At 73.5% G+C, this 17,909-nt stretch carries 15 protein-coding genes; 9 read left to right on the top strand and 6 right to left on the bottom strand.

The features are described from left to right. Positions 1-136 precede the first annotated feature (136 nt). From ACERUN_RS01640 to ACERUN_RS01630, 3 genes are all read left to right on the top strand, one after another. The gene (locus ACERUN_RS01640) at positions 137-679 is read left to right on the top strand and encodes a Dps family protein (RefSeq protein WP_370287823.1); all 543 of its coding nucleotides are present in this window, start codon (positions 137-139) and stop codon (positions 677-679) included. Between the two features lie 85 nt (positions 680-764). Beyond that, the gene (locus ACERUN_RS01635; RefSeq protein WP_370287822.1) at positions 765-2,246 is read left to right on the top strand and encodes an amino acid permease; all 1,482 of its coding nucleotides are present in this window, start codon (positions 765-767) and stop codon (positions 2,244-2,246) included. A gap of 242 nt (positions 2,247-2,488) precedes the next feature. Then, on the top strand, positions 2,489-3,151 hold the full coding sequence (locus tag ACERUN_RS01630; RefSeq protein WP_370287821.1) for a TetR/AcrR family transcriptional regulator: 663 nt from the start codon (positions 2,489-2,491) through the stop codon (positions 3,149-3,151). A gap of 251 nt (positions 3,152-3,402) precedes the next feature. On the opposite strand, the gene ppsA is transcribed toward ACERUN_RS01630, so the two are convergent. The 4 genes from ppsA to ACERUN_RS01610 all read right to left on the bottom strand — a co-directional run bounded on the left by ppsA (position 3,403) and on the right by ACERUN_RS01610 (position 9,676). Continuing rightward, the gene (ppsA, locus tag ACERUN_RS01625) at positions 3,403-5,799 is read right to left on the bottom strand and encodes a phosphoenolpyruvate synthase (RefSeq protein ID WP_370287819.1); all 2,397 of its coding nucleotides are present in this window, start codon (positions 5,797-5,799) and stop codon (positions 3,403-3,405) included. Positions 5,800-5,804: 5 nt separating this feature from the next. Continuing rightward, entirely contained in the window at positions 5,805-6,716 is a 912-nt protein-coding gene (locus ACERUN_RS01620; protein ID WP_370287818.1) for a pyruvate, water dikinase regulatory protein, read from the bottom strand. Between the two features lie 15 nt (positions 6,717-6,731). Beyond that, complete coding sequence (locus ACERUN_RS01615; protein WP_370287817.1) at positions 6,732-7,295, bottom strand: hypothetical protein; 564 nt, start codon at positions 7,293-7,295, stop codon at positions 6,732-6,734. Positions 7,296-7,435: 140 nt separating this feature from the next. Beyond that, positions 7,436-9,676 (bottom strand): beta-glucosidase, encoded by a 2,241-nt coding sequence (locus ACERUN_RS01610; RefSeq protein WP_370287816.1) that lies wholly within the window; start codon positions 9,674-9,676, stop codon positions 7,436-7,438. A 262-nt stretch (positions 9,677-9,938) separates the two neighbouring features. On the opposite strand from ACERUN_RS01610, the gene ACERUN_RS01605 reads away from it, so the two are divergent. The 4 genes from ACERUN_RS01605 to ACERUN_RS01590 all read left to right on the top strand — a co-directional run bounded on the left by ACERUN_RS01605 (position 9,939) and on the right by ACERUN_RS01590 (position 13,398). Continuing rightward, positions 9,939-11,609, top strand: coding sequence for an acetyl-CoA C-acyltransferase (locus ACERUN_RS01605; RefSeq protein WP_370287815.1), 1,671 nt, complete (start codon positions 9,939-9,941; stop codon positions 11,607-11,609). Positions 11,610-11,782: 173 nt separating this feature from the next. Continuing rightward, a complete protein-coding gene (locus tag ACERUN_RS01600; protein ID WP_370287814.1) occupies positions 11,783-12,052 on the top strand; it encodes a hypothetical protein in 270 nt (89 codons plus the stop codon). Between the two features lie 165 nt (positions 12,053-12,217). After that, positions 12,218-12,664 (top strand): SRPBCC family protein, encoded by a 447-nt coding sequence (locus tag ACERUN_RS01595; RefSeq protein WP_370287813.1) that lies wholly within the window; start codon positions 12,218-12,220, stop codon positions 12,662-12,664. An 89-nt stretch (positions 12,665-12,753) separates the two neighbouring features. Continuing rightward, positions 12,754-13,398, top strand: a complete 645-nt coding sequence (locus tag ACERUN_RS01590; RefSeq protein WP_370287811.1) for a LuxR C-terminal-related transcriptional regulator — start codon at positions 12,754-12,756, stop codon at positions 13,396-13,398. 104 nt (positions 13,399-13,502) lie between these two features. On the opposite strand, the gene ACERUN_RS01585 is transcribed toward ACERUN_RS01590, so the two are convergent. Together ACERUN_RS01585 and ACERUN_RS01580 are read right to left on the bottom strand one after the other, a co-directional pair. Further along, on the bottom strand, positions 13,503-14,813 hold the full coding sequence (locus ACERUN_RS01585; RefSeq protein ID WP_370287810.1) for a hypothetical protein: 1,311 nt from the start codon (positions 14,811-14,813) through the stop codon (positions 13,503-13,505). Beyond that, on the bottom strand, positions 14,810-16,345 hold the full coding sequence (locus ACERUN_RS01580) for an ABC transporter substrate-binding protein (protein ID WP_370287807.1): 1,536 nt from the start codon (positions 16,343-16,345) through the stop codon (positions 14,810-14,812). The genes ACERUN_RS01585 and ACERUN_RS01580 overlap by 4 nt, the downstream gene beginning before the upstream one ends. Before the next feature lie 80 nt (positions 16,346-16,425). Between ACERUN_RS01580 and ACERUN_RS01575 the strand changes: the two genes are divergently transcribed. Together ACERUN_RS01575 and ACERUN_RS01570 are read left to right on the top strand one after the other, a co-directional pair. Continuing rightward, positions 16,426-16,998: a TetR family transcriptional regulator gene (locus ACERUN_RS01575; RefSeq protein WP_370287806.1), complete on the top strand. Its 573-nt coding sequence runs from the start codon at positions 16,426-16,428 to the stop codon at positions 16,996-16,998. A 46-nt stretch (positions 16,999-17,044) separates the two neighbouring features. Beyond that, positions 17,045-17,905, top strand: coding sequence for an LLM class F420-dependent oxidoreductase (locus tag ACERUN_RS01570; protein WP_370287805.1), 861 nt, complete (start codon positions 17,045-17,047; stop codon positions 17,903-17,905). Positions 17,906-17,909 lie beyond the last annotated feature (4 nt).

The following is a 17,909-nucleotide window of genomic DNA, read 5'->3' as shown; positions in this document are numbered from 1 at the left end:
GTCACAAGCAATCGGCAGCCGGAATCGCTGATTCCGGCTGCCGTTTGCTTGTGACGACGGCGACGGTTGGGCCCGCTCCAGGTGGGCAAAGTTCGAGGGAGCACCCCCGTCAGCCCCCCGATGAAGGAGTGAGCGCATGACCCTGACCCACGAGACCCGTCCCGCCGACGCCGCCGACACCGAGGTGCCCACCACGGCGCCGCGCCGCGCCGTCGCCCCCGTGCCGTTCAAGGCCTCCGCCGAGCTGGGCGCCCACCTGCAGTCCGTGCTGGTGGACCTCACCGACCTCCACCTGCAGGGCAAGCAGGCCCACTGGAACGTCGTGGGTCGCAACTTCCGCGACCTGCACCTGCAGCTCGACGAGATCGTCGACGCCGCCCGCGCCTTCTCCGACGACGTCGCCGAGCGCATGCGGGCGCTCTACCTCGTGCCCGACGCCCGTCCGGCCAGCGTGGCCGCGCAGTCGAGCCTGCCGGAGTTCCCGCACGCCGAGGTCGACACCGCCGAGGTGATCGACCGGATCGTCGCGGCCCTGTACGGCGTCACCGGCACCGTGCGTCGCGTGCACGACGCGGTGGACGAGGAGGACCCCACCAGCGCCGACCTGCTGCACGGCGTCCTCGAGCGCCTCGAGCAGCTGGCCTGGATGGTCGACGCCGAGAACCGCACCGCCGGCTGATCGCGCCCGGTCACGGATTACGGCCGACGCGCTCACACCCGCAAGGAGGGGTGTGGGCGCGTCGCGCTGTCGGAAGGAGGAGGAGATGACCGACACCGGGCTGTTCCGCACCAAACCCGTCGACGACGTGCTGGCCCAGGAGGCCGCCGACCCGGAGGCCACCGGCGAGCACGGCCAGGGCGGGCTGCGGCGCCACCTGCGGGCCCGCGACCTGGTCGGCTTCGGGGTGGGCATCGTCATCGGCACCGGCATCTTCACCCTCACCGGCACGGCGGCGAAGAACTACGCCGGCCCGGCGGTGGTGATCAGCTTCGTCATCGCCGGCGTCGTGGCCCTGCTCGCCGCGCTCTGCTACGCCGAGCTCGCCGCCGCGGTGCCGACCGCCGGCAGCTCCTACACCTACGCCTACACCACGATCGGCGAGGTCGCGGCCTGGGTGATCGCCTGGGACCTCATCCTGGAGTTCGCCCTCGGCGCGGCGGTGGTCGCGCGCGGCTGGTCGGGCTACCTCCAGGACGCCCTCGACCTGCCGACGTCGCTGTTCGGCGAGGCCGCCGACGTCAACCTCGGCGCCGTCGCGATCGTGCTCGCCCTCGGGCTCGTGGCCGTGGTCGGCATCCGCGAGAGCGCGTGGCTCACCAACGCCCTGGTCGTGGTGAAGGTGAGCGTCTGCGTGTTCGTGATCGTGCTCGGGGCCTTCTTCGTCAAGGCCGCGTTCTTCAGCCCGTTCGTGCCGGCCTCCCGCCCGCTGGAGGGCGACGCCGCCACCACCGGCCTGCGCCAGCCGCTGTGGCAGTGGGTCACCGGCGTCGACCCGACGGCGTTCGGCGTGACCGGCGTGCTCGTGGCGGCCGCGATCGTGTTCTTCGCCTACAGCGGCTTCGAGGCCGTGGCCAACCTCGGCGAGGAGGCCCGTGAGCCCGCCCGCGACATGCCGCGCGGCATCATCGGCACCCTGCTGCTGTGCACGCTGCTCTACGTGCTGGTGTGCCTGGTGCTCACCGGCATGGTCAGCTACACCGACCTCGATGAGGGCGCGCCGCTCTCCGACGCCTTCGAGCAGGTCGGCATGGGCTGGGCCTCGGTGCTGATCTCGGTGGCCGCGGTGGCCGGCCTCACCTCGGTGATCCTGGTCGACCTCGTGGCGATGGGCCGCATCGGGTTCGCCCTGTGCCGCGACGGCCTGCTGCCGCCCGCGATCGGCGCGATCCACCCGCGCTGGGGCACCCCGGCGCGGCTCACGGTCGCCACCACCCTCGCCGTCGCCGTGCTGGCGGCGTTCGTGCCGCTCGCGACGCTGGCCGAGATGGTGAGCATCGGCACCCTGTTCGCGTTCCTGGTGGTCTCGGTGGCCGTGCTGGTGCTGCGCCGCTCCCGCCCCGACATGGAGCGCCCCTTCCGCACCCCGCTCGTGCCGCTGGTGCCGGTGCTCTCCGCGCTGGCGTGCGTGGGCCTGATGAGCAACCTCGCCGTCGAGACCTGGCTGCGATTCCTGGTCTGGCTCGCCCTCGGCCTCGCGGTCTACCTCGGCTACGGGCGCCGTCACGCCCGGCTCGCCCGGGGCTGAGGCAAGCCCGCCGCTGGCGGGAGAGTAGAGGTCGGTGCCTGGCTGGGAGCCGCGGCGCGGGGAATGCCGCGGCGGGGACCGGGTGCGATCAGCGATGCGTACGATACATACCAGGATCATCGGGATGTCGTCGATCGGGCGCGGGCGTCACGGGAGTTGTCTCGCCCGTGCGTTGCTCGTGCGGGGTCGAGGAGCGGGAGGCACGGGCAGTGAGGACGGTGGGCGAGGGATCCGCCCCGGGGGTGATCGAGCGCATCTACGCGGATACCGGCGTCGCGGACCATGCGCCCACCAAGCGACCCAACAGGCGTGGCGAGCAGACCCGTCAGCGGTTGGTGGCCGCCGCCACGGAGTGCTTCGCCGAGTACGGCTACTCCCGCACCCGGGTCTCCGACATCGTTTCCCGCGCCGGGACTGCTCAAGGCAACTTCTACCGTCACTTCAGCTCCCTGGATCACCTGTTCCTCGAGGTGATCCGTCCGGGTTTGGAAGACCTTGTGGCCGCGTCCACGAAGCGCGCCGGCCAGGACGCTGACCTCGCCAGCCTCGTCGACAGCAACATCGCCTGCCTTCGCGCCTACGCACGGCGGCGTCACGCGGTGAGGCTGTTGCGCGAAGCCGCTACCGCCAGTGCTAACGACGGGTTCGAGCGGCTCTGGACCCGGATGCGCGACGATTTCGTGTCGCGCATCCATCACTGGCTGGACGACCTGGCTCGCGGTGGCGCCATTGTCGAGGGCGACCACACACTGCTGGCCGAGATGCTCGTGTGCCTCACCGAACAGTTCGCCTACGTCCACATCGCTCTACCCTCGTCGACCCCCCGCCCCGAGCGGCTCGTGGAACTCGGGACGGCGCTCGGCCAGGCGTGGTTCGGCATGCTGCCGAGGATTGCTTCTGCTTGAGTGCACAGTCCGGTGACGCCGGGGAGTGCCGACCCTCGCGCTGGGCTCGGAGCGTGCTCTGTGGATCAGCAGGACGAGACCGGCACGCAGGTGCGGGACCCGGGGTCAGTGCCGATGTCGCAGTGCCGACGCGCCCACGGTCTCGCTCGCGTCGGGACGATCTCGCCACCACAGGGGGCCGACGTCGGCTGCGCGCCGGAGGCGGGCCCCCGCGGGCTGACCGCTCCTGCCGTCACCACCGGAAGTGCAGCTCAGGAGCCGTGCTGGGCCAGCTGGAGCCAGGTGGGGACGACGGTGTCGGGGTTGAGGCTCATCGACTCGATGCCCTGCTCGAGCAGCCAGGCGGCGAGGTCGGGGTGGTCGGAGGGGCCCTGGCCGCAGATGCCGACGTACTTGCCCTGCTCCTTGCAGGCCGCGATCGCCAGGGACAACATGTGCTTGACCGCCGGGTCGCGCTCGTCGAAGCCCTCGGCCACCAGCGCGGAGTCGCGGTCCAGGCCCAAGGTCAGCTGGGTCATGTCGTTGGAGCCGATCGAGAAGCCGTCGAAGTGCTCCAGGAAGTCGCGCGCCAGCACGGCGTTGGAGGGCACCTCGCACATCATCACGACCTTGAGGTCGTTCTCGCCGCGGCGCAGGCCGTGGGTGCCGAGCAGGTCGATGACGCCGCGCGCCTCGGTGAGGGTGCGCACGAACGGGATCATCAGCCAGACGTTGGTCAGGCCCATCTCCTCGCGCACGTGGCGGATCGCCTCGCACTCCAGGGCGAAGCAGTCGGCGAAGTCGGCCGAGAGGTACCGCGAGGCGCCGCGGTAGCCGATCATCGGGTTCTCCTCGTGCGGCTCGTAGGCCGGGCCGCCGAGCAGGTTGGCGTACTCGTTGGACTTGAAGTCGCTCATCCGCACGATCACCGGGTACGGCGCGAACGCCGCCGCGAGCGTCGCCACGCCCTCGGCCACCCGCTGCACGAAGAACTCCCGCGGGCCCGGGTAGGCGGCGATGATCTCCTCGACCTCCGCGCGCAGCCCGGGCTCGAGCAGGCCGGGGTCGGTGGCGAGGTCGAGCAGGGCGCGGGGGTGGATGCCGATCTGGCGGTTGATCACGAACTCCAGCCGCGCGAGGCCGACGCCGCGGTGGGGCAGCTGGGCGAAGGAGAAGGCCTGCTCGGGGGTGCCGACGTTCATCATGATCTTCACCGGCACCTCGGGCATCGCGTCGAGCTCGGTGACCTCGACGTCGAAGGGCAGCACGCCCTCGTAGACCAGCCCGGTGTCGCCCTCGGCGCAGGAGACCGTGACCTCCTGGCCGTCGCTGAGGCTGCGCGTGCCCGAGCCGGTGCCGACCACCGCGGGGATGCCGAGCTCGCGGGCGATGATCGCGGCGTGGCACGTGCGGCCGCCGCGGTTGGTCACGATCGCCGAGGCGCGCTTCATGATCGGCTCCCAGTCGGGGTCGGTCATGTCGGCGACGAGCACCTCGCCGGGCACGAAGTCGGCCATCTGGTCCACCGAGGTGAGCACCCGCACGGGGCCGGCACCGATCTTCTGCCCGATCGCGCGGCCCTCCACCAGCACGGCGGCGCCGTCGGTGGAGCCGATGCTGAACCGCTCCAGGGCGCCGGTGCGCCGCGACTGCACCGTCTCCGGACGCGCCTGCAGAACGTAGAGCCTCCCGTCGACGCCGTCGCGGCCCCACTCGATGTCCATCGGGCGGCCGTAGTGCTCCTCGATCACCAGGGCGTGGCGGGCCAGCTCGTGCACCTCGTCGTCGGAGAGCGAGAGCCGGCGCGCGGCGGCGGCCTCGACGGGCACGAACTCGGTGGTGCGGCCCACGGTGGCGTCCGCGGTGTAGACCATCTTGGTGGCCTTCGCGCCCACGCCGCGCTTGAGGATCGCGGGGCGCCCGGCGCGCAGGGAGGGCTTGTAGACGTAGAACTCGTCGGGGTTCACCGCGCCCTGCACCACGCCCTCGCCCAGGCCGTAGGCGGAGGTGATGAACACGGCGTCGGTGAAGCCGGACTCGGTGTCCATCGTGAACATCACGCCCGAGGCGCCGATGTCGGAGCGCACCATCTTCTGCACCCCGGCCGAGAGGGCGACGTCGGCGTGGGCGAAGCCGTGGTGCACCCGGTAGGCGATGGCGCGGTCGTTGTAGAGGGAGGCGAAGACCTCGTGCACCGCCTGCAGCACCGACTCGATCCCGCGCACGTTGAGGAAGGTCTCCTGCTGGCCGGCGAACGAGGCGTCGGGCAGGTCCTCGGCCGTGGCGGAGGAGCGCACCGCGAACGACGCCTCCTCGCCCGCCTCGGCCGCGAGCCGCTCGTAGGCGGCGCGGACGTCGGCCTCGAGGTCGGCCGGGAACGGCTGGGCCATCACCGCGGCCCGGATCTCGCGGCCGGCCTCGGCGAGCGCGCGGACGTCGTCGGTGTCGAGGTCGTCCAGGATCGCCGCGATCCGCTCGGCCAGGCCGGTGTCGCCCAGGAAGCGCCGGAACGCGGCCGCGGTGGTGGCGAACCCGTCGGGCACCCGCACCCCGAGGTCGGTGAGATGGGAGACCATCTCGCCCAGGGAGGCGTTCTTGCCGCCCACCTCCTCCAGGTCGGCCATGCCGAGCTCGGAGAACCAGCGGACGTTGGCAGCGGAATCGGTCATGGGGGTCACCGGGACCTTTCGGAGGCGGCGGAGGGGCGGGTGCGGGACCGCGCGAGGGTCTGCAGGATCATCGCGGCCATCTCCTCCACCGACTTGGTGGAGGAGTCGATCACCGGGATCCGGTGACCGGAGTAGAGGGACTCCGCGCGGCGCAGCTCCCAGCGGCACTGGGACAGCTCGGCGTAGCGCGAGTCGGGACGCCGCTCGGCGCGCACCCGCGCCAGCCGCTCGGCGGTGGTCGTGATGCCGAAGCAGCGGGCGGCGTAGTCGCGCACGGGCCGCGGCAGCTGGTGGGACTCCAGGTCCTCCTCCACCAGCGGGTAGTTGGCCACGAACAGGCCGTGCTGCAGCGCCAGGTACATGCTCGTGGGCGTCTTCCCGCAGCGCGAGGGCGCGAGCAGGATGACGTCGGCGCGCTCGAGGGCCCGCAGCGACTGGCCGTCGTCGTGCTCGATGGTGAACTCCACCGCGGCCATGCGGGTGTTGTAGGCCTTGATGTCGCCGACGCCGTGCAGCCGCGCGACCTCACGCACCCCCCGCTGCCCCAGGATCGACTCCACCCGGGCCATGTGCATCTCGAAGAAGTCGATCAGCGGGGCGCGGGTGCGGGCCAGCTCGTTGCGGATGCGGTCCTCGGCGGCGGTGGTGAAGGCCAGCGGAGTGACCGGGCCCTCCATGACGGCGTCGAGCTCGGCCACCACCTGCTGTGCGGCCTCGATGGTGGTGATGAACGGGATCGTGCGGCGCTCGAAGACGGTGTCGGGGAACTGCAGCAGCAGCGCGTTGCCCATCGTCTCGGCGCTGATGCCGGTGGAGTCGGAAAGGAAGTAGACCGGCACGACGCGGTCGGTCGCGGGCGCACCGCCGGCCCCGGTCCCGACGTCGGGCCCCTCCGGGCCGCCCGATACCCCCGTCATGACCGCATCCTGGCATCACCCGGCGGTGCGGCGCCGTGACGTCCGTCGCTCCGGGGGTCGGGCCGGGGCGCCGAGGGTGAACCACGGCACCTGGAACCGGCCCAGCCCGGGCAGCGGTCGCGCCGGGTCGGCCGGGGTCAGGGGCACCTCGACGTCGAGTCCCGCGGAGGGCTCGTAGCAGCGCAGCGCACCCCGGGTCGTGCCGTGCACGAGCACGACGTGGCGCGGCAGCCACCGGGTGCCGAGGTACAGCGCGACCGGCCCCGCGGCGACGTCGTCGTGCAGCCGGGCGAGCAGGTCGCCGGCGCCGGTGCGGCGCTCGGCCCGCACCCGAGTGGGGGTGGGCCAGGCGCGGGCGAGCGCCCACGGCGTCGTCCCGAGGGCGCGGGGCCACGGCACCTGCACCCGGCCCGCCGGGTCGCGCCAGGAGTTGGTGCCGCGGTGCACCGCGAGGGCGTAGGAGGCGAAGCCGGCCGGGTCCTCGCCCAGCGTGGCGGCCAGCTCGGGGTCGCGCAGCATCGCCAGGCGCACCAGGCACGCCGAGCCGCAGGTGGTGGGGTCGGGCTGCCGCAGCCGCATGGCCCCCACCCTAGGGGGAGCGACAGTTTGCTCGGCCAACCGAGCAAACTGTCGCTTCAGGACCGTTCCCGGCGCCTCCAGCGACGGTTTGCTCGGCCAACCGAGCAAACCGTCGGTCGGGACGTTCGCGGCAGGCGACCTCAGCCCTGCCGGACGACGCCGCGCAGCGGCAGGTCGCGGGAGTGGGAGCCGACGCGGACGCCGTAGGTGCCGGGGGTGATGCGCCAGTCGTGGGCGCGCACGCTCCACTGCGAGAAGGCCCGCTCGCCGAGCCGGATCCGCACGGTCCGGGACTCGCCCGGGCGCAGGGTCAGCTTGGTGAACCCGCGCAGCTCGCGCGGCGGGGAGCCGGCGGCACGCGGCGCCTCGACGTAGACCTGCGGCACGGCGGCGGCGGTCCGGTCGCCGGTGTTGCGCACCCGGAAGGCGACGACGGCGCCGCGGCCGTCGGGGGTCACCGTCAGGTCGGAGTAGCGGAACGTGGAATAGCCCAGCCCGAAGCCGAAGGGGAACAGCGGCGAGGCGCGGTGGGCGTCGTACCAGCGGTAGCCGATCTCCAGCCGCTCGGAGTAGCGCGCCACACCGCCGATACCGGGGTAGGCCGCGCGGGGGAAGCGGTTCTGCTCGATCGAGCGCGGCAGCGTCTGGGGCAGCCGGCCGCTGGGCTCGTCCACGCCGTACACGATGCGCGCCAGCGACTCCCCGTGCTGGATGCCGCCGAACCACGGCAGCAGCACGGCGCCGGCGTCGTCGAGCCACGGCATGCGCACCGGCCCGCCGGTGTCGAGCACCACCACGTTGTTCGGGTTGGCGGCCACCACGGCCTCCACCATCCGCTCCTGGTCCACGGGCAGGTTCAGGCACAGCAGCGAGGCGCACACCGGCGCCTGCATGCTCAGGTTGCGGTCGGCAGCCTCGGTGGAGCCGTCGGCGGCCACGACGATCGCGAGGTCGGCCAGCGAGGCGATCAGCTGCGCGTCGATCACGCTGGACCCCTCGGCGTAGAGGATGCGGTCGCCGGTGTCGGCGGCCCGCGCCAGCAGCGAGGTGAGCAGCGACGTCGTCCGCGGCGGCAGGCCGGAGCCGTGGGAGGAGCCGCCGCCGGCGGTGGTGCTCGCCGCGCCGACGGGGTTGGCGGCGTAGCCGATGACGGCGATGGTGCGCCCGCCGGCCACGCGCGGGGCCAGCGGCAGCAGGTCGCCGCGGTTCTTCAGCAGCACCGTGCCCTCGCTGGCCACCCGGGTGGCGACGCGGCGGTGGGCACGGGTGGAGACGTCGGCGAGGTAGCGCACGAGGCTGGTGCCGGTGGAGCGCTCGAACAGCCCCTCGCGGAACATCGGGCGCACGATGTTGCGCACCATCTCGTCCAGCCGCGCGCGGGTGATCGCGCCGGAGGCGAGGGCGGGCCGCATGCTGGCGGCGTCGAAGTAGCGCCCGCCCGCACCGAACACCGGCGTGGCCGGGGTCGCGAACGGCACCGCGTGCATCTCCAGGTCCAGCCCGGCCATCGCCGAGGCGGCGGTGGAGTGCACCGCGCCCCAGTCGGACACGACGAAGCCGTCGAAGCTCCAGTCCTCGCGCAGCACGTCGGTGAGCAGGGCCTCGTTCTCGCAGGCGTACTCCCCGGCCACCCGGTTGTAGGAGCACATCACCGAGCCGACGTCGGCGCGGGTCACCGCGGCCTCGAACGGAGCGAGGTAGATCTCGCGCGCGGTGCGCTCGTCCACCCGCACGTCGACGGTCTGGCGGTCGGTCTCCTGGTCGTTGAGGGCGTAGTGCTTGGCGTCGGCGATCACCGGGTTGTCCTGGATGCCGCGGATGAAGGGCACGGTCATCTCGGCCGCGAGGTGCGGGTCCTCGCCGAAGTACTCGAAGTTGCGGCCGTTGTAGGGGGTGCGGGCGATGTTCATGCCGGGTCCGAGCATCACGTTGATGCCCTTGCGATGGGCCTCGCGACCGATCACCCGGCCGACCTCGCGCTGCAGGTCGGTGTTCCAGGTGGAGGCCTGCGCGACGCCGGAGGGGAAGGTCGTGGTGCCGATCTGCAGACCCGCCACCCCCGATCCCGCGTCGCTGAGCACGAGGTCGGGCACGCACAGCTCCGGGATGCCGGTCACGTGCCCGGCGGTGCCGTAGTAGAGCAGGTAGGGCGGGGTGTCCCCGAAGGTCACCATGTGCAGCTTCTGCGTGGTCGACATCGCCGCCACCAGCGCCTCGGCGCGCTCGTCGGCGGAGTCGCGCGGGTCCATCCACGCCGCGCACGCCGCGGGCCGGGCCGACGCCGCCGGCACCGTGCCCGGGGCCAGCGTGCCCACGGTCAGCGGGACGGCGAGGGCCGACGCGACGAGGAGGCGTCGGGTGCGGGTGGGGGGCAGGGGCATGGTGGGGACTCCGCAGGTCGGTTCGGCACGGGCGACCACGCCGACGGTCGGACCCGAGCTGTGGTCGCCGTCACAACGAGCCGGACCGGGTGAGGTCACGCCGCTCGGGTGCAGACGTCTCGTGACGCTCGCTGCGCTCGCTCCTCGACGACCGGTGGTGGGTGTTCGTCGAGGAGGCGCCCCGGCGCCGTCACGAGACGTGGTGGGTCGGGAGGGGACGTCGGGAGGCGCCGGTCGGGTGCACGGCCTAGGCTCGCCGGTCATGGCCGGTCCCGAGGAGCTCCCGCTGCCCGTGCTCACCCTGCTGCGGCTCTCGGGCTCGGCCCGGCGCGAGCAGCGGCCCCTGGTGGTGCTGGGCGGGCCCGAGACGTCGGCGGTGCGCGACCTCGCGCTGCCCGTGGCCGAGCTGCTGGGCGACGCCGTCGACCTCGTCGCGTGGGACCACCCGGGTCGGGGCTACAACACCGCTCGCCCCGAGACGCCGCCCACCGACGCCGACCTCGCCGCCGGGCTGTGGCGGGTGCTGGCCGAGGTCCGGGCCGGCCGCTCGCCGGTGTGGGTGCTCGGCACGGGGCGCGGCGGCGCCGTCGCCGCGGCCCTGGCCGCCGGCCACCCCGACGTCGTCGCGGTGCCGCTGGCCGACGACTCGCCCCGGGGCGTCACGGGCGCGGTGCGCACCGCGGTGCTGGGGGAGGAGACGGCGCCGCTCGCCGCCCCCGCGGTCCGACCCGACCGCGGTCAGCGTCGCGAGGCGCTGCTGCTCGCGGGGGTGCGCACCCCGTTCGGGCGCTTCAACGGCGCCCTGGCCGGGCAGCGCCCCGACGACCTCGCCGCTACCGCGCTCGACGCCGTCGTGCGGCGCGTGCCCGGCCTGGAGCCGGCGCAGGTCGACGACGTCGTGTGGGGCTGCGCCAACCAGGCCGGTGAGGACAACCGCAATGTGGGGCGGATGGCGGTGCTGCTCGCCGGCTGGCCCACCGCCGTGCCGGCCACGACGGTGAACCGGTTGTGCGGCTCCAGCCTCGACGCCGCGATCCACGGCGCCCGGGCGGTGGAGAGCGGCGACGCCGCGGTGGTCGTGGTGGGCGGGGTGGAGTCGATGACCCGCGCCCCCTGGGTGCTGCCCAAGCCGGCGCGCGGCTTCCCGGCCGGCGACGTCACCGCCGTCTCGACGGCGTTGGGCTGGCGACTGGTCAACCCCCGCATGCCGCAGGAGTGGACCGTGGCGCTCGGCCCGGCCACCGAGGTGCTGGGCGAGCGCTACGGCATCTCGCGCGCCCGCCAGGACGCGTTCGCGCTCCGCTCCCACGAGCGCGCCCACGCCGCGTGGGAGGCGGGCTTCTACGACGACCTCGTGGTTCCGGTGCCCGGGGTCGACCTCGCCCGCGACGAGGGGGTCCGGCCCGACGTCGACCTCGACCGGCTGGCACGCCTGGCGCCCGCGTTCACGCCGTCGGGCACGATCACGGCCGGCAACGCCTCGCCGCTCAGCGACGGCGCCGCCGCCGTGGTGCTCGCCGACGCCGACGCCGCGGCCCGGCTCGGAGCCGCGCCCCTGGCCCGGATCGCGGGCCGCGCGGTGGTCGGGGTCGATCCGCCCGACTTCGGGTTCGCCCCGGTCCTGGCCGCCGACCGCGCGCTGGCGCGCAGCGGCATCGGCTGGGACCGGGTGGGGGCGGTCGAGCTCAACGAGGCCTTCGCGGTGCAGGCCCTGGCCTGCGTCGACGCCTGGCTCGCCCGCGGGCTGCGCGACCCCGCGCTGGTCAACGACCGGGGCGGGGCGATCGCGCTCGGCCACCCGCTCGGGGCCTCCGGGGCCCGGCTGCTCGCCACCCTCGCCGCCCGGCTGCAGGCCAGTGGCGAACGCTTCGGCGTGGCGGCGATCTGCATCGGCGTCGGACAGGGACTCGCGGTCGTGCTCGAGCGCCTCTGACCGGTCCGACGCGCGCTGTCGTCCGCGGCCGCTCGCCGCCACCGGCCGCGTTCACCTGCCGGGGTATGTCTTCGGAGCCCTCGAGGGTCGTCAGCCCACCCGTGGGGGTGACTTGGGCTTGCGGCACCCACGGGGGTGGGTGCATTGGGCCGTGGAGGGGCCACTCTGGAGGCATGGCCATCCCCCACGACGTCGCCGTCGACGTCGTCACCCTGCAGGTCCAGCACCTGCGCGGTGACCTCACCGACGCCGAGCTCACGGCCGCCCTCGAACAGGTCGCCGTGCAGGTGGAGACCCACGCCGACGTGTTCGAGCTGGTGCACCGCCTCGCCGGGGTCGCCGCCGGAGCGGTGGAGGGGATGGCCCGCGTGCTGGGGGTGAGCCCGGAGAGCCTGCTCGCCTTCGTGGCGAGCAACCAGGCTCCCCAGGGTCTGGCCGGCTGAGACCGGTGGGAACCCGCAGGGTTCCGAGGTATTGACGAAGCAGGAGGTCCACGCCATCCGGGCGCGGACCACCACCCTTTCGGGTATGTCCTCCGGAACGTCGGAGGAGGAAGGTCGAAGCGCCGCCCCTCAGCGTGTGGGGCGGATCGGACGGAGGTGGCCGCGGTGCCCGTCGTCCGACGCACCCTGGAGGTCGCCACGCCGCCGGCCCTGGTCTGGCGCTTCCTCGCTGACTACACCTCGGCCGAGGAGTGGCACCCGCCCGTGGTCTCGGCGATCCGCATCAGCGGCGACGGCGGTGTCGGCACGACCTACCACCACGTGGCGCGCTTCGACGGCCAGGAGACCGAGATCGACTACGTCGTGACCGACGCCGTCGAGCAGCGCCTGCTGGTGCTCCAGGCCGCCACGAGCGCGGTCACGTGGTGCGACACCCTCCACCTCGCCGCCGCGCCGCACGGCGGCACCCGCATCGGCTTCCAGATGGAGGTCGCCCCGCGCGACGGCATGCCGCTCGCCCCGGTCTTCCACGCCCCCGAGCTCGAGGCGCTGGCCGACCTCGTGGCCGAGAGCCTGCGCGACTCCCTGGAGAACCTCCACCAACCCAGCTGATGCCTTAAGCAGGGTTAGGTCTGCTTGATTCATCACCCCGATGGGTGATATTTCACCCTGTGGTCACCTCGGGACGGTACAACTGAGGAATGCAGCGGACCGGAATGTGCCGCGTGGCCATCGTCAGCCCCCTCCCCGTGGTCGCCACGGGGTTGGCCGGGCTGCTCGCGAGCCACGCCCAGGAGTTCCAGGTCGTCCCGCTCGACACCGGGCTCGCGCCCGACATCGTGCTCTACGACGTCATCGGTCTTCACGAGGGGGACGGTGCGGATCTCGACGCACTCATCCAGCAACGCGGCTCCCGCGTCCTCGTCGTCGCCCACGATCTGCGCCCCGACCTCGGCTCCCGGGCCCTGGCGCGCGGCGCCGACGGGCTGATCACCCTCGCGGTCGACAGCGCCGGTCTGCGGGAGGCGCTGCACTCCGCGGTCCGCCCCGTCGGCGTGGTCGGTGGCCGGCCCCGCGTGGTCGGTGCCGCCGACTCCGAGGACGGTCGCCACCGCCTCGGCGGCGACGTCGGCCTCACCCCGCGCGAGATCGACGTGCTCTCGCTGATCACCCAGGGCTTCAGCAACCAGGAGATCGCCGAGATCCGCTACCTCTCGATCAACTCGGTCAAGACCTACATCCGCAGCGCCTACCGCCGCATCGGGGTCAGCAACCGCAGCCAGGCCGTCGTGTGGTGCCTGCAGCACGGCTTCCCCACCGAGCCGGGCGCCGACACCCGCCGCTGACCCGACGCTGGACCGGGCCCAGGGCCCCACGCCCTCCGATCGACCGACCCGGTCCCTCCACGGGTCGGTCGACCGGGTGGCGGCCTGGGGTGTGCCCGCCCTCGTCAGCCGATCAGCAGCGGCAGCGACCGCCGCGGCTCGAAGACGAACCCCGCGCCGGTGCTGAAGCGGGTCACCGCGACCTCGCCGGCCTCGGCGGCGGGGTCCTCGCGCTGCACGACCCGCAGGCTCCACCCCTCGCCGTCCCCCTCTGCGGCCGGCTCCACCTCGACGTCGAGGCGGGGGTCGACGCCGCGCACCAGCGCCTGCAGCGCGCTCGGCGCCTCGGGGTCGGCCGGCGTCGCGGGGCCGCACAGCGTGAGCCAGCCGTCGTCGCCGTGGGCCGGTCCGGGCCGCACGGTTGCCCGCGCGGTGGCGGGGTCGAGGTCGGCGGGGGCGTAGGGCAGCGGGTTGAGCAGCGGGTGCATCGCGAGCACGCGCACGGCATCGGCCGGGGTGGTGCCCAGGCCCAGGGCCCGGGCCAGCCGCTCGGCGGCCAGCCCGGCGATGCCCACCAGCTGCTTGCGGCAGATCGCCCGGGCCTGCTCCTCGCTGGTGCACCGCGCCCGCACGGCGAGCACGAAGGAGAGGTTGAGCAGGTGCATCTGCAGGCACACCTCGTCGGCGATGCGCACCAGTGCGGCGTGGGAGAAGCGGGTGAAGTCGAGGTCGTCGAGCAGCGGGCCGGCGTAGTCCGACCAGCCCTCGACCTCGGGATCGGTGCTCGCGGGGACCGGGTCGAGCGCGAGCCCGGCGGCCGCCGTCGTGACGATCCGGTGGTAGGGCGCCAGCGGCTCCACCGGCGGGTGCGCGGGGTCGATGACCACCGTCCAGGCGCAGTGCGGCGCGCGGTCGGCCGGCACCCGCGGCGGGCGGTGCAGGGGGCGCACCTGGGCGCGGGGGTTGGTGGCCACGGCGGTGGCGTCGAAGGTGGGGTCCTCGATGTCGTGGCACATCGAGCGCACGTACTCCGGACCCATCGGCTCGACGTCCATCAGGGCGCCGCAGTGGTCGAGGTGGAAGCTGCCGTGCCAGCGGTCGCGCACCTGGTAGCGGAAGTCCATGAACTGCGGCGGGGCGCCGATGTCGAGCTGCAGGCCCTTGAAGATCGTCACGACGTCGCCCTCGCCCGCCACCTCGGGGGCATAGCCGAGCGCCTGCTGCATGCGGCGGGTGTAGATCGGGGAGGCCCCGGCCCACTCCTCGATCGCGATGCGGGCCATCTCCTCGCGGCCGAAGGCGGAGATGCACCACGCCATGCCGGAGCGGTCGATGAGCTGGCCGATCAGCAGCAGCTCGGGGACGACGACGGCCAGCTGCGCGCGGGTCAGGTCGGCGTAGCGGCTGCCGACGGGGGGCGCCGCGGGCCCGGTCACCGGCCGACCCCCGTCTCGACGATCCCGGGCTTGCACACGTAGTCGCCGGGGGACACCTGGCGCCAGCGGCCGCCGGTGAGCTGGATGACCTTGAGGCAGTCCGGTGTCGTCTTGCTGCCGACCTTCATCGGGGCGTGCAGTCCGTTGGCGGTCCAGTCGTTCACCTTCTTCAGCGCAGCCACGAGCGAGGCCCGGGTGAGGCGGCCGCCGAGCTTGGCGGCCTGCTCGACGAACAGCCGGGCGGCCGACCAGGCGAACAGGCCGTAGTAGTTCGGCACCGAGTTCGGGGCCACCTGGGCCAGGTAGGAGCGGTAGAGGACCATCTCGGGGATCGAGGTGTCGTCGAAGAGCTCGTGGGTCGTGTAGACGTAGGACCCCTCCGCGGCGCTGCCGGCCTGGGCGACGTAGGTGTCGTCGTAGATCGTGGGGTCCTGGTAGTAGACGTCGGGGGTGAAGCTCTGCTGCTGCATGGCCTGCTGCAGCTTGATGGCGAACTGGAAGGGGCCGTAGTAGGCCACGAACCGGATGCCCTTGTCCTTCATCTGCTGCACGTACGGGGTGTAGTTGAACTCGGCGGTGTCGATGCCCTGCACGAGGTCGACGTTCATGCCGGTCTTCTCGATCCCGGCGGCGAAGCTCTGGGCGTTCACACGGGCGGCCTCGACGTTGACGTAGAACACCCCGACGTGGCGGCTGGCCTCGGGCTGGGCCTTGAGCCAGTAGCCGGCGTGGGCGCCGGGGATCAGCGAGGGCGCCACGGAGTAGGCCGAGAAGCAGGAGCCGCAGGTGCGCCGCTGGGGGGTGGTCGTGATCGAGCGGATGTCGGGCAGCCCGCAACCGTTCGCCGTGGCGGCGCCGCCCTGGTCCTGGCTCGACATCGAGCCGATGGCGGCGAACGCCTTCTCGCAGGCCGTGGCGTAGGCCTGCTGGTCGCCGCCGGCGTCGGCGCGGGTGTCGAGGCTGAGCAGCGCGAGCTTGCGGCCGCACAGGTCGGAGGTGGCGTTGAAGTAGGCGGTGAAGGCCTTCACGGCGTCCTGGGCCGACTGGAACAGGCCCGGCACGGGGCCGGAGATGTCGCTGGCGTTGGCGATGGTGACGGTGTCGTCGGTGATGCCCGGACCGTTCTGGAACCCGTCGCACGAGCCCTGCTCGCCCGCGGGCACCGGCGGCTCGCCCTCGCCGTCCGGGTCCCCGCCGGGGGCGGGGCTCGGGTCGTCGTCGCCGTCGGGGGCGGTGTCGGGGCCGGTGGGGGCGCCCGGGTCGGGGGCGGTGGTGGCACCGGAGGTGGGGTCGGTCCCGGGGGCGGTGGCCACCGGGGCGCCGGGGGTGGTCGGCGTGTCGGCGGCGACCGGGGTGGTGCCCACGGGTGCGGTCCCGACGCCCTCGGCGGCCCGCACCGTCTCGGGGTCCAGCCGGGAGCCGCAGGCCGTGAGGGCGAGGGTGAGCGCGACCGCCACGAGGGCCGCGCCGCGGCGGGCGCGGCGGGTGCCGGGGGCTGGGGTGCCGAGGGAGAGGGCCACGGATCGCTCCATCACGGGCTCGTCGGGGGCGGGTGTTCCAGACGTTGTCAACGCTGTTGACAACTCGGGAGGCTACGGAGAGGGTCTGTGGTGTGTCAACGGTCACATCGACGCGCAGCGGGGGGAGCGCCGCCACCCGCCAGGCCATCGGCCGGGCGGCCCGTCGGCTCTTCCACGAGGCCGGGTACGCCGGCGCCTCGGTGCGGGCGATCGCGGCCGCGGCCGGCGTCGACGCCGCCCTGGTGATCCGCTACTTCGGCTCCAAGGAGGGGCTGTTCCTCGAGACGGTGGCGATCCGCGGCCGCTTCGACGACGTCACCAACGGGCCGCTCGAGGGTCTGGGGCGCCGCCTCGTGGCCTCGCTGCTGCAGGACCGGCCGCAGCAGACCTTCGACACCTGGCGGGCGATGCTGCGGGCCTCCGACTCCGACCGCGTGCGCGAGCGGCTGATCGCGGCGATGGAGGAGATGTTCATCGTGCCGCTGGCGCCGCGGCTCACCGGCACCCGGGCCGAGCTGCGGGCGCGGCTCGTGGCGGCCCAGATCTCCGGGCTGCTCGACGCCGTCGCGATCCTGGCCGACCGCCGCATCACCGAGGCCTCCCTGGCCGACCTCGTCGAGCTGTACGGCGACTCCATCCAGGCGCTGATCGACCGCACCGACTGAGCCGCACCCCTTGCCAGCCGCTACTAGAACAGGTTCTATTTCTGCCATGCGCCACGGACTCGTCCTGTTCACCTCCGACCGCGGGATCACCCCCGCCGCTCTCGCGAAGGCCGGGGAGGAGCGCGGCTTCGACACGATCTACGTGCCCGAGCACACCCACATCCCGGTGCGCCGCGACGCCGCGCACCCCACGGGCGGTGAGTCGCTGCCCGACGACCGTTACACCCGCACCCTCGACCCGTGGATCTCGCTGGCCACCGCGGCCGCCGTCACCGAGCGCATCCGGCTCTCCACCGCCGTCGCGCTGCCGGTGGAGTCCGACCCCATCACCCTGGCCAAGCAGATCGCCACCCTGGACCACCTCTCCGGCGGGCGCGTCACGATCGGGGCCGGCTTCGGCTGGAACACCGACGAGCTGGAGGACCACCACGTGCCGCCGGCCAAGCGCCGCACCGTGCTGCGGGAGTACGTGGAGGCGATGCGCTCGCTGTGGACCGAGGAGGAGGCCTCCTACGCCGGCGAGTTCGTGTCCTTCGGGCCCAGCTGGGCCTACCCCAAGCCCGTGCAGGCCCACATCCCGCTGGTGATCGGCGCCGGCGGCGGACCCAAGACCTTCGCCTGGATCGCCCGCACCGCCGACGGCTGGATGACCACCCCGATCGAGCAGGACATCGCCGGCAAGGCCGACGCCCTGCGCGCGGCCTGGGCCGAGGCCGGCCGCACCGGGGAGCCGGAGATCCACGTGCTCATCGCCTCCCGGCCCAGCCCCGAGGACCTCGCCTCGTGGGCGGCCGCCGGCGCCACCGACCTCATCTGGGGCGTGCCCGACGCCGAGCCTGGCGTCGTGCTCGCCTACCTCGACAAGCTCGCCGCGCGTCTCGGCCTCGCCGCGACCGCCGCCGTCTGAGAGG

This window comes from Nocardioides sp. (assembly GCF_964229035.1).
Taxonomy (GTDB): domain Bacteria; phylum Actinomycetota; class Actinomycetes; order Propionibacteriales; family Nocardioidaceae; genus Nocardioides.
Note: the sequence above shows the minus strand (reverse complement) of the source record. Positions and strands in the feature narration are given on the sequence as shown.

Excerpts from the sequence above, each read along its gene's own strand:
- ACERUN_RS01640 (WP_370287823.1), top strand. The coding sequence starts at position 137 with ATGACCCTGACCCACGAGACCCGTCCCGCCGACGCCGCCGACACCGAG.
- ACERUN_RS01635 (WP_370287822.1), top strand. The coding sequence starts at position 765 with ATGACCGACACCGGGCTGTTCCGCACCAAACCCGTCGACGACGTGCTG.
- ppsA (WP_370287819.1), bottom strand. The coding sequence starts at position 5,799 with ATGACCGATTCCGCTGCCAACGTCCGCTGGTTCTCCGAGCTCGGCATG.
- ACERUN_RS01620 (WP_370287818.1), bottom strand. The coding sequence starts at position 6,716 with ATGACGGGGGTATCGGGCGGCCCGGAGGGGCCCGACGTCGGGACCGGG.
- ACERUN_RS01615 (WP_370287817.1), bottom strand. The coding sequence starts at position 7,295 with ATGCGGCTGCGGCAGCCCGACCCCACCACCTGCGGCTCGGCGTGCCTG.
- ACERUN_RS01610 (WP_370287816.1), bottom strand. The coding sequence starts at position 9,676 with ATGCCCCTGCCCCCCACCCGCACCCGACGCCTCCTCGTCGCGTCGGCC.
- ACERUN_RS01605 (WP_370287815.1), top strand. The coding sequence starts at position 9,939 with ATGGCCGGTCCCGAGGAGCTCCCGCTGCCCGTGCTCACCCTGCTGCGG.
- ACERUN_RS01600 (WP_370287814.1), top strand. The coding sequence starts at position 11,783 with ATGGCCATCCCCCACGACGTCGCCGTCGACGTCGTCACCCTGCAGGTC.
- ACERUN_RS01590 (WP_370287811.1), top strand. The coding sequence starts at position 12,754 with ATGCAGCGGACCGGAATGTGCCGCGTGGCCATCGTCAGCCCCCTCCCC.
- ACERUN_RS01580 (WP_370287807.1), bottom strand. The coding sequence starts at position 16,345 with ATGGAGCGATCCGTGGCCCTCTCCCTCGGCACCCCAGCCCCCGGCACC.
- ACERUN_RS01570 (WP_370287805.1), top strand. The coding sequence starts at position 17,045 with ATGCGCCACGGACTCGTCCTGTTCACCTCCGACCGCGGGATCACCCCC.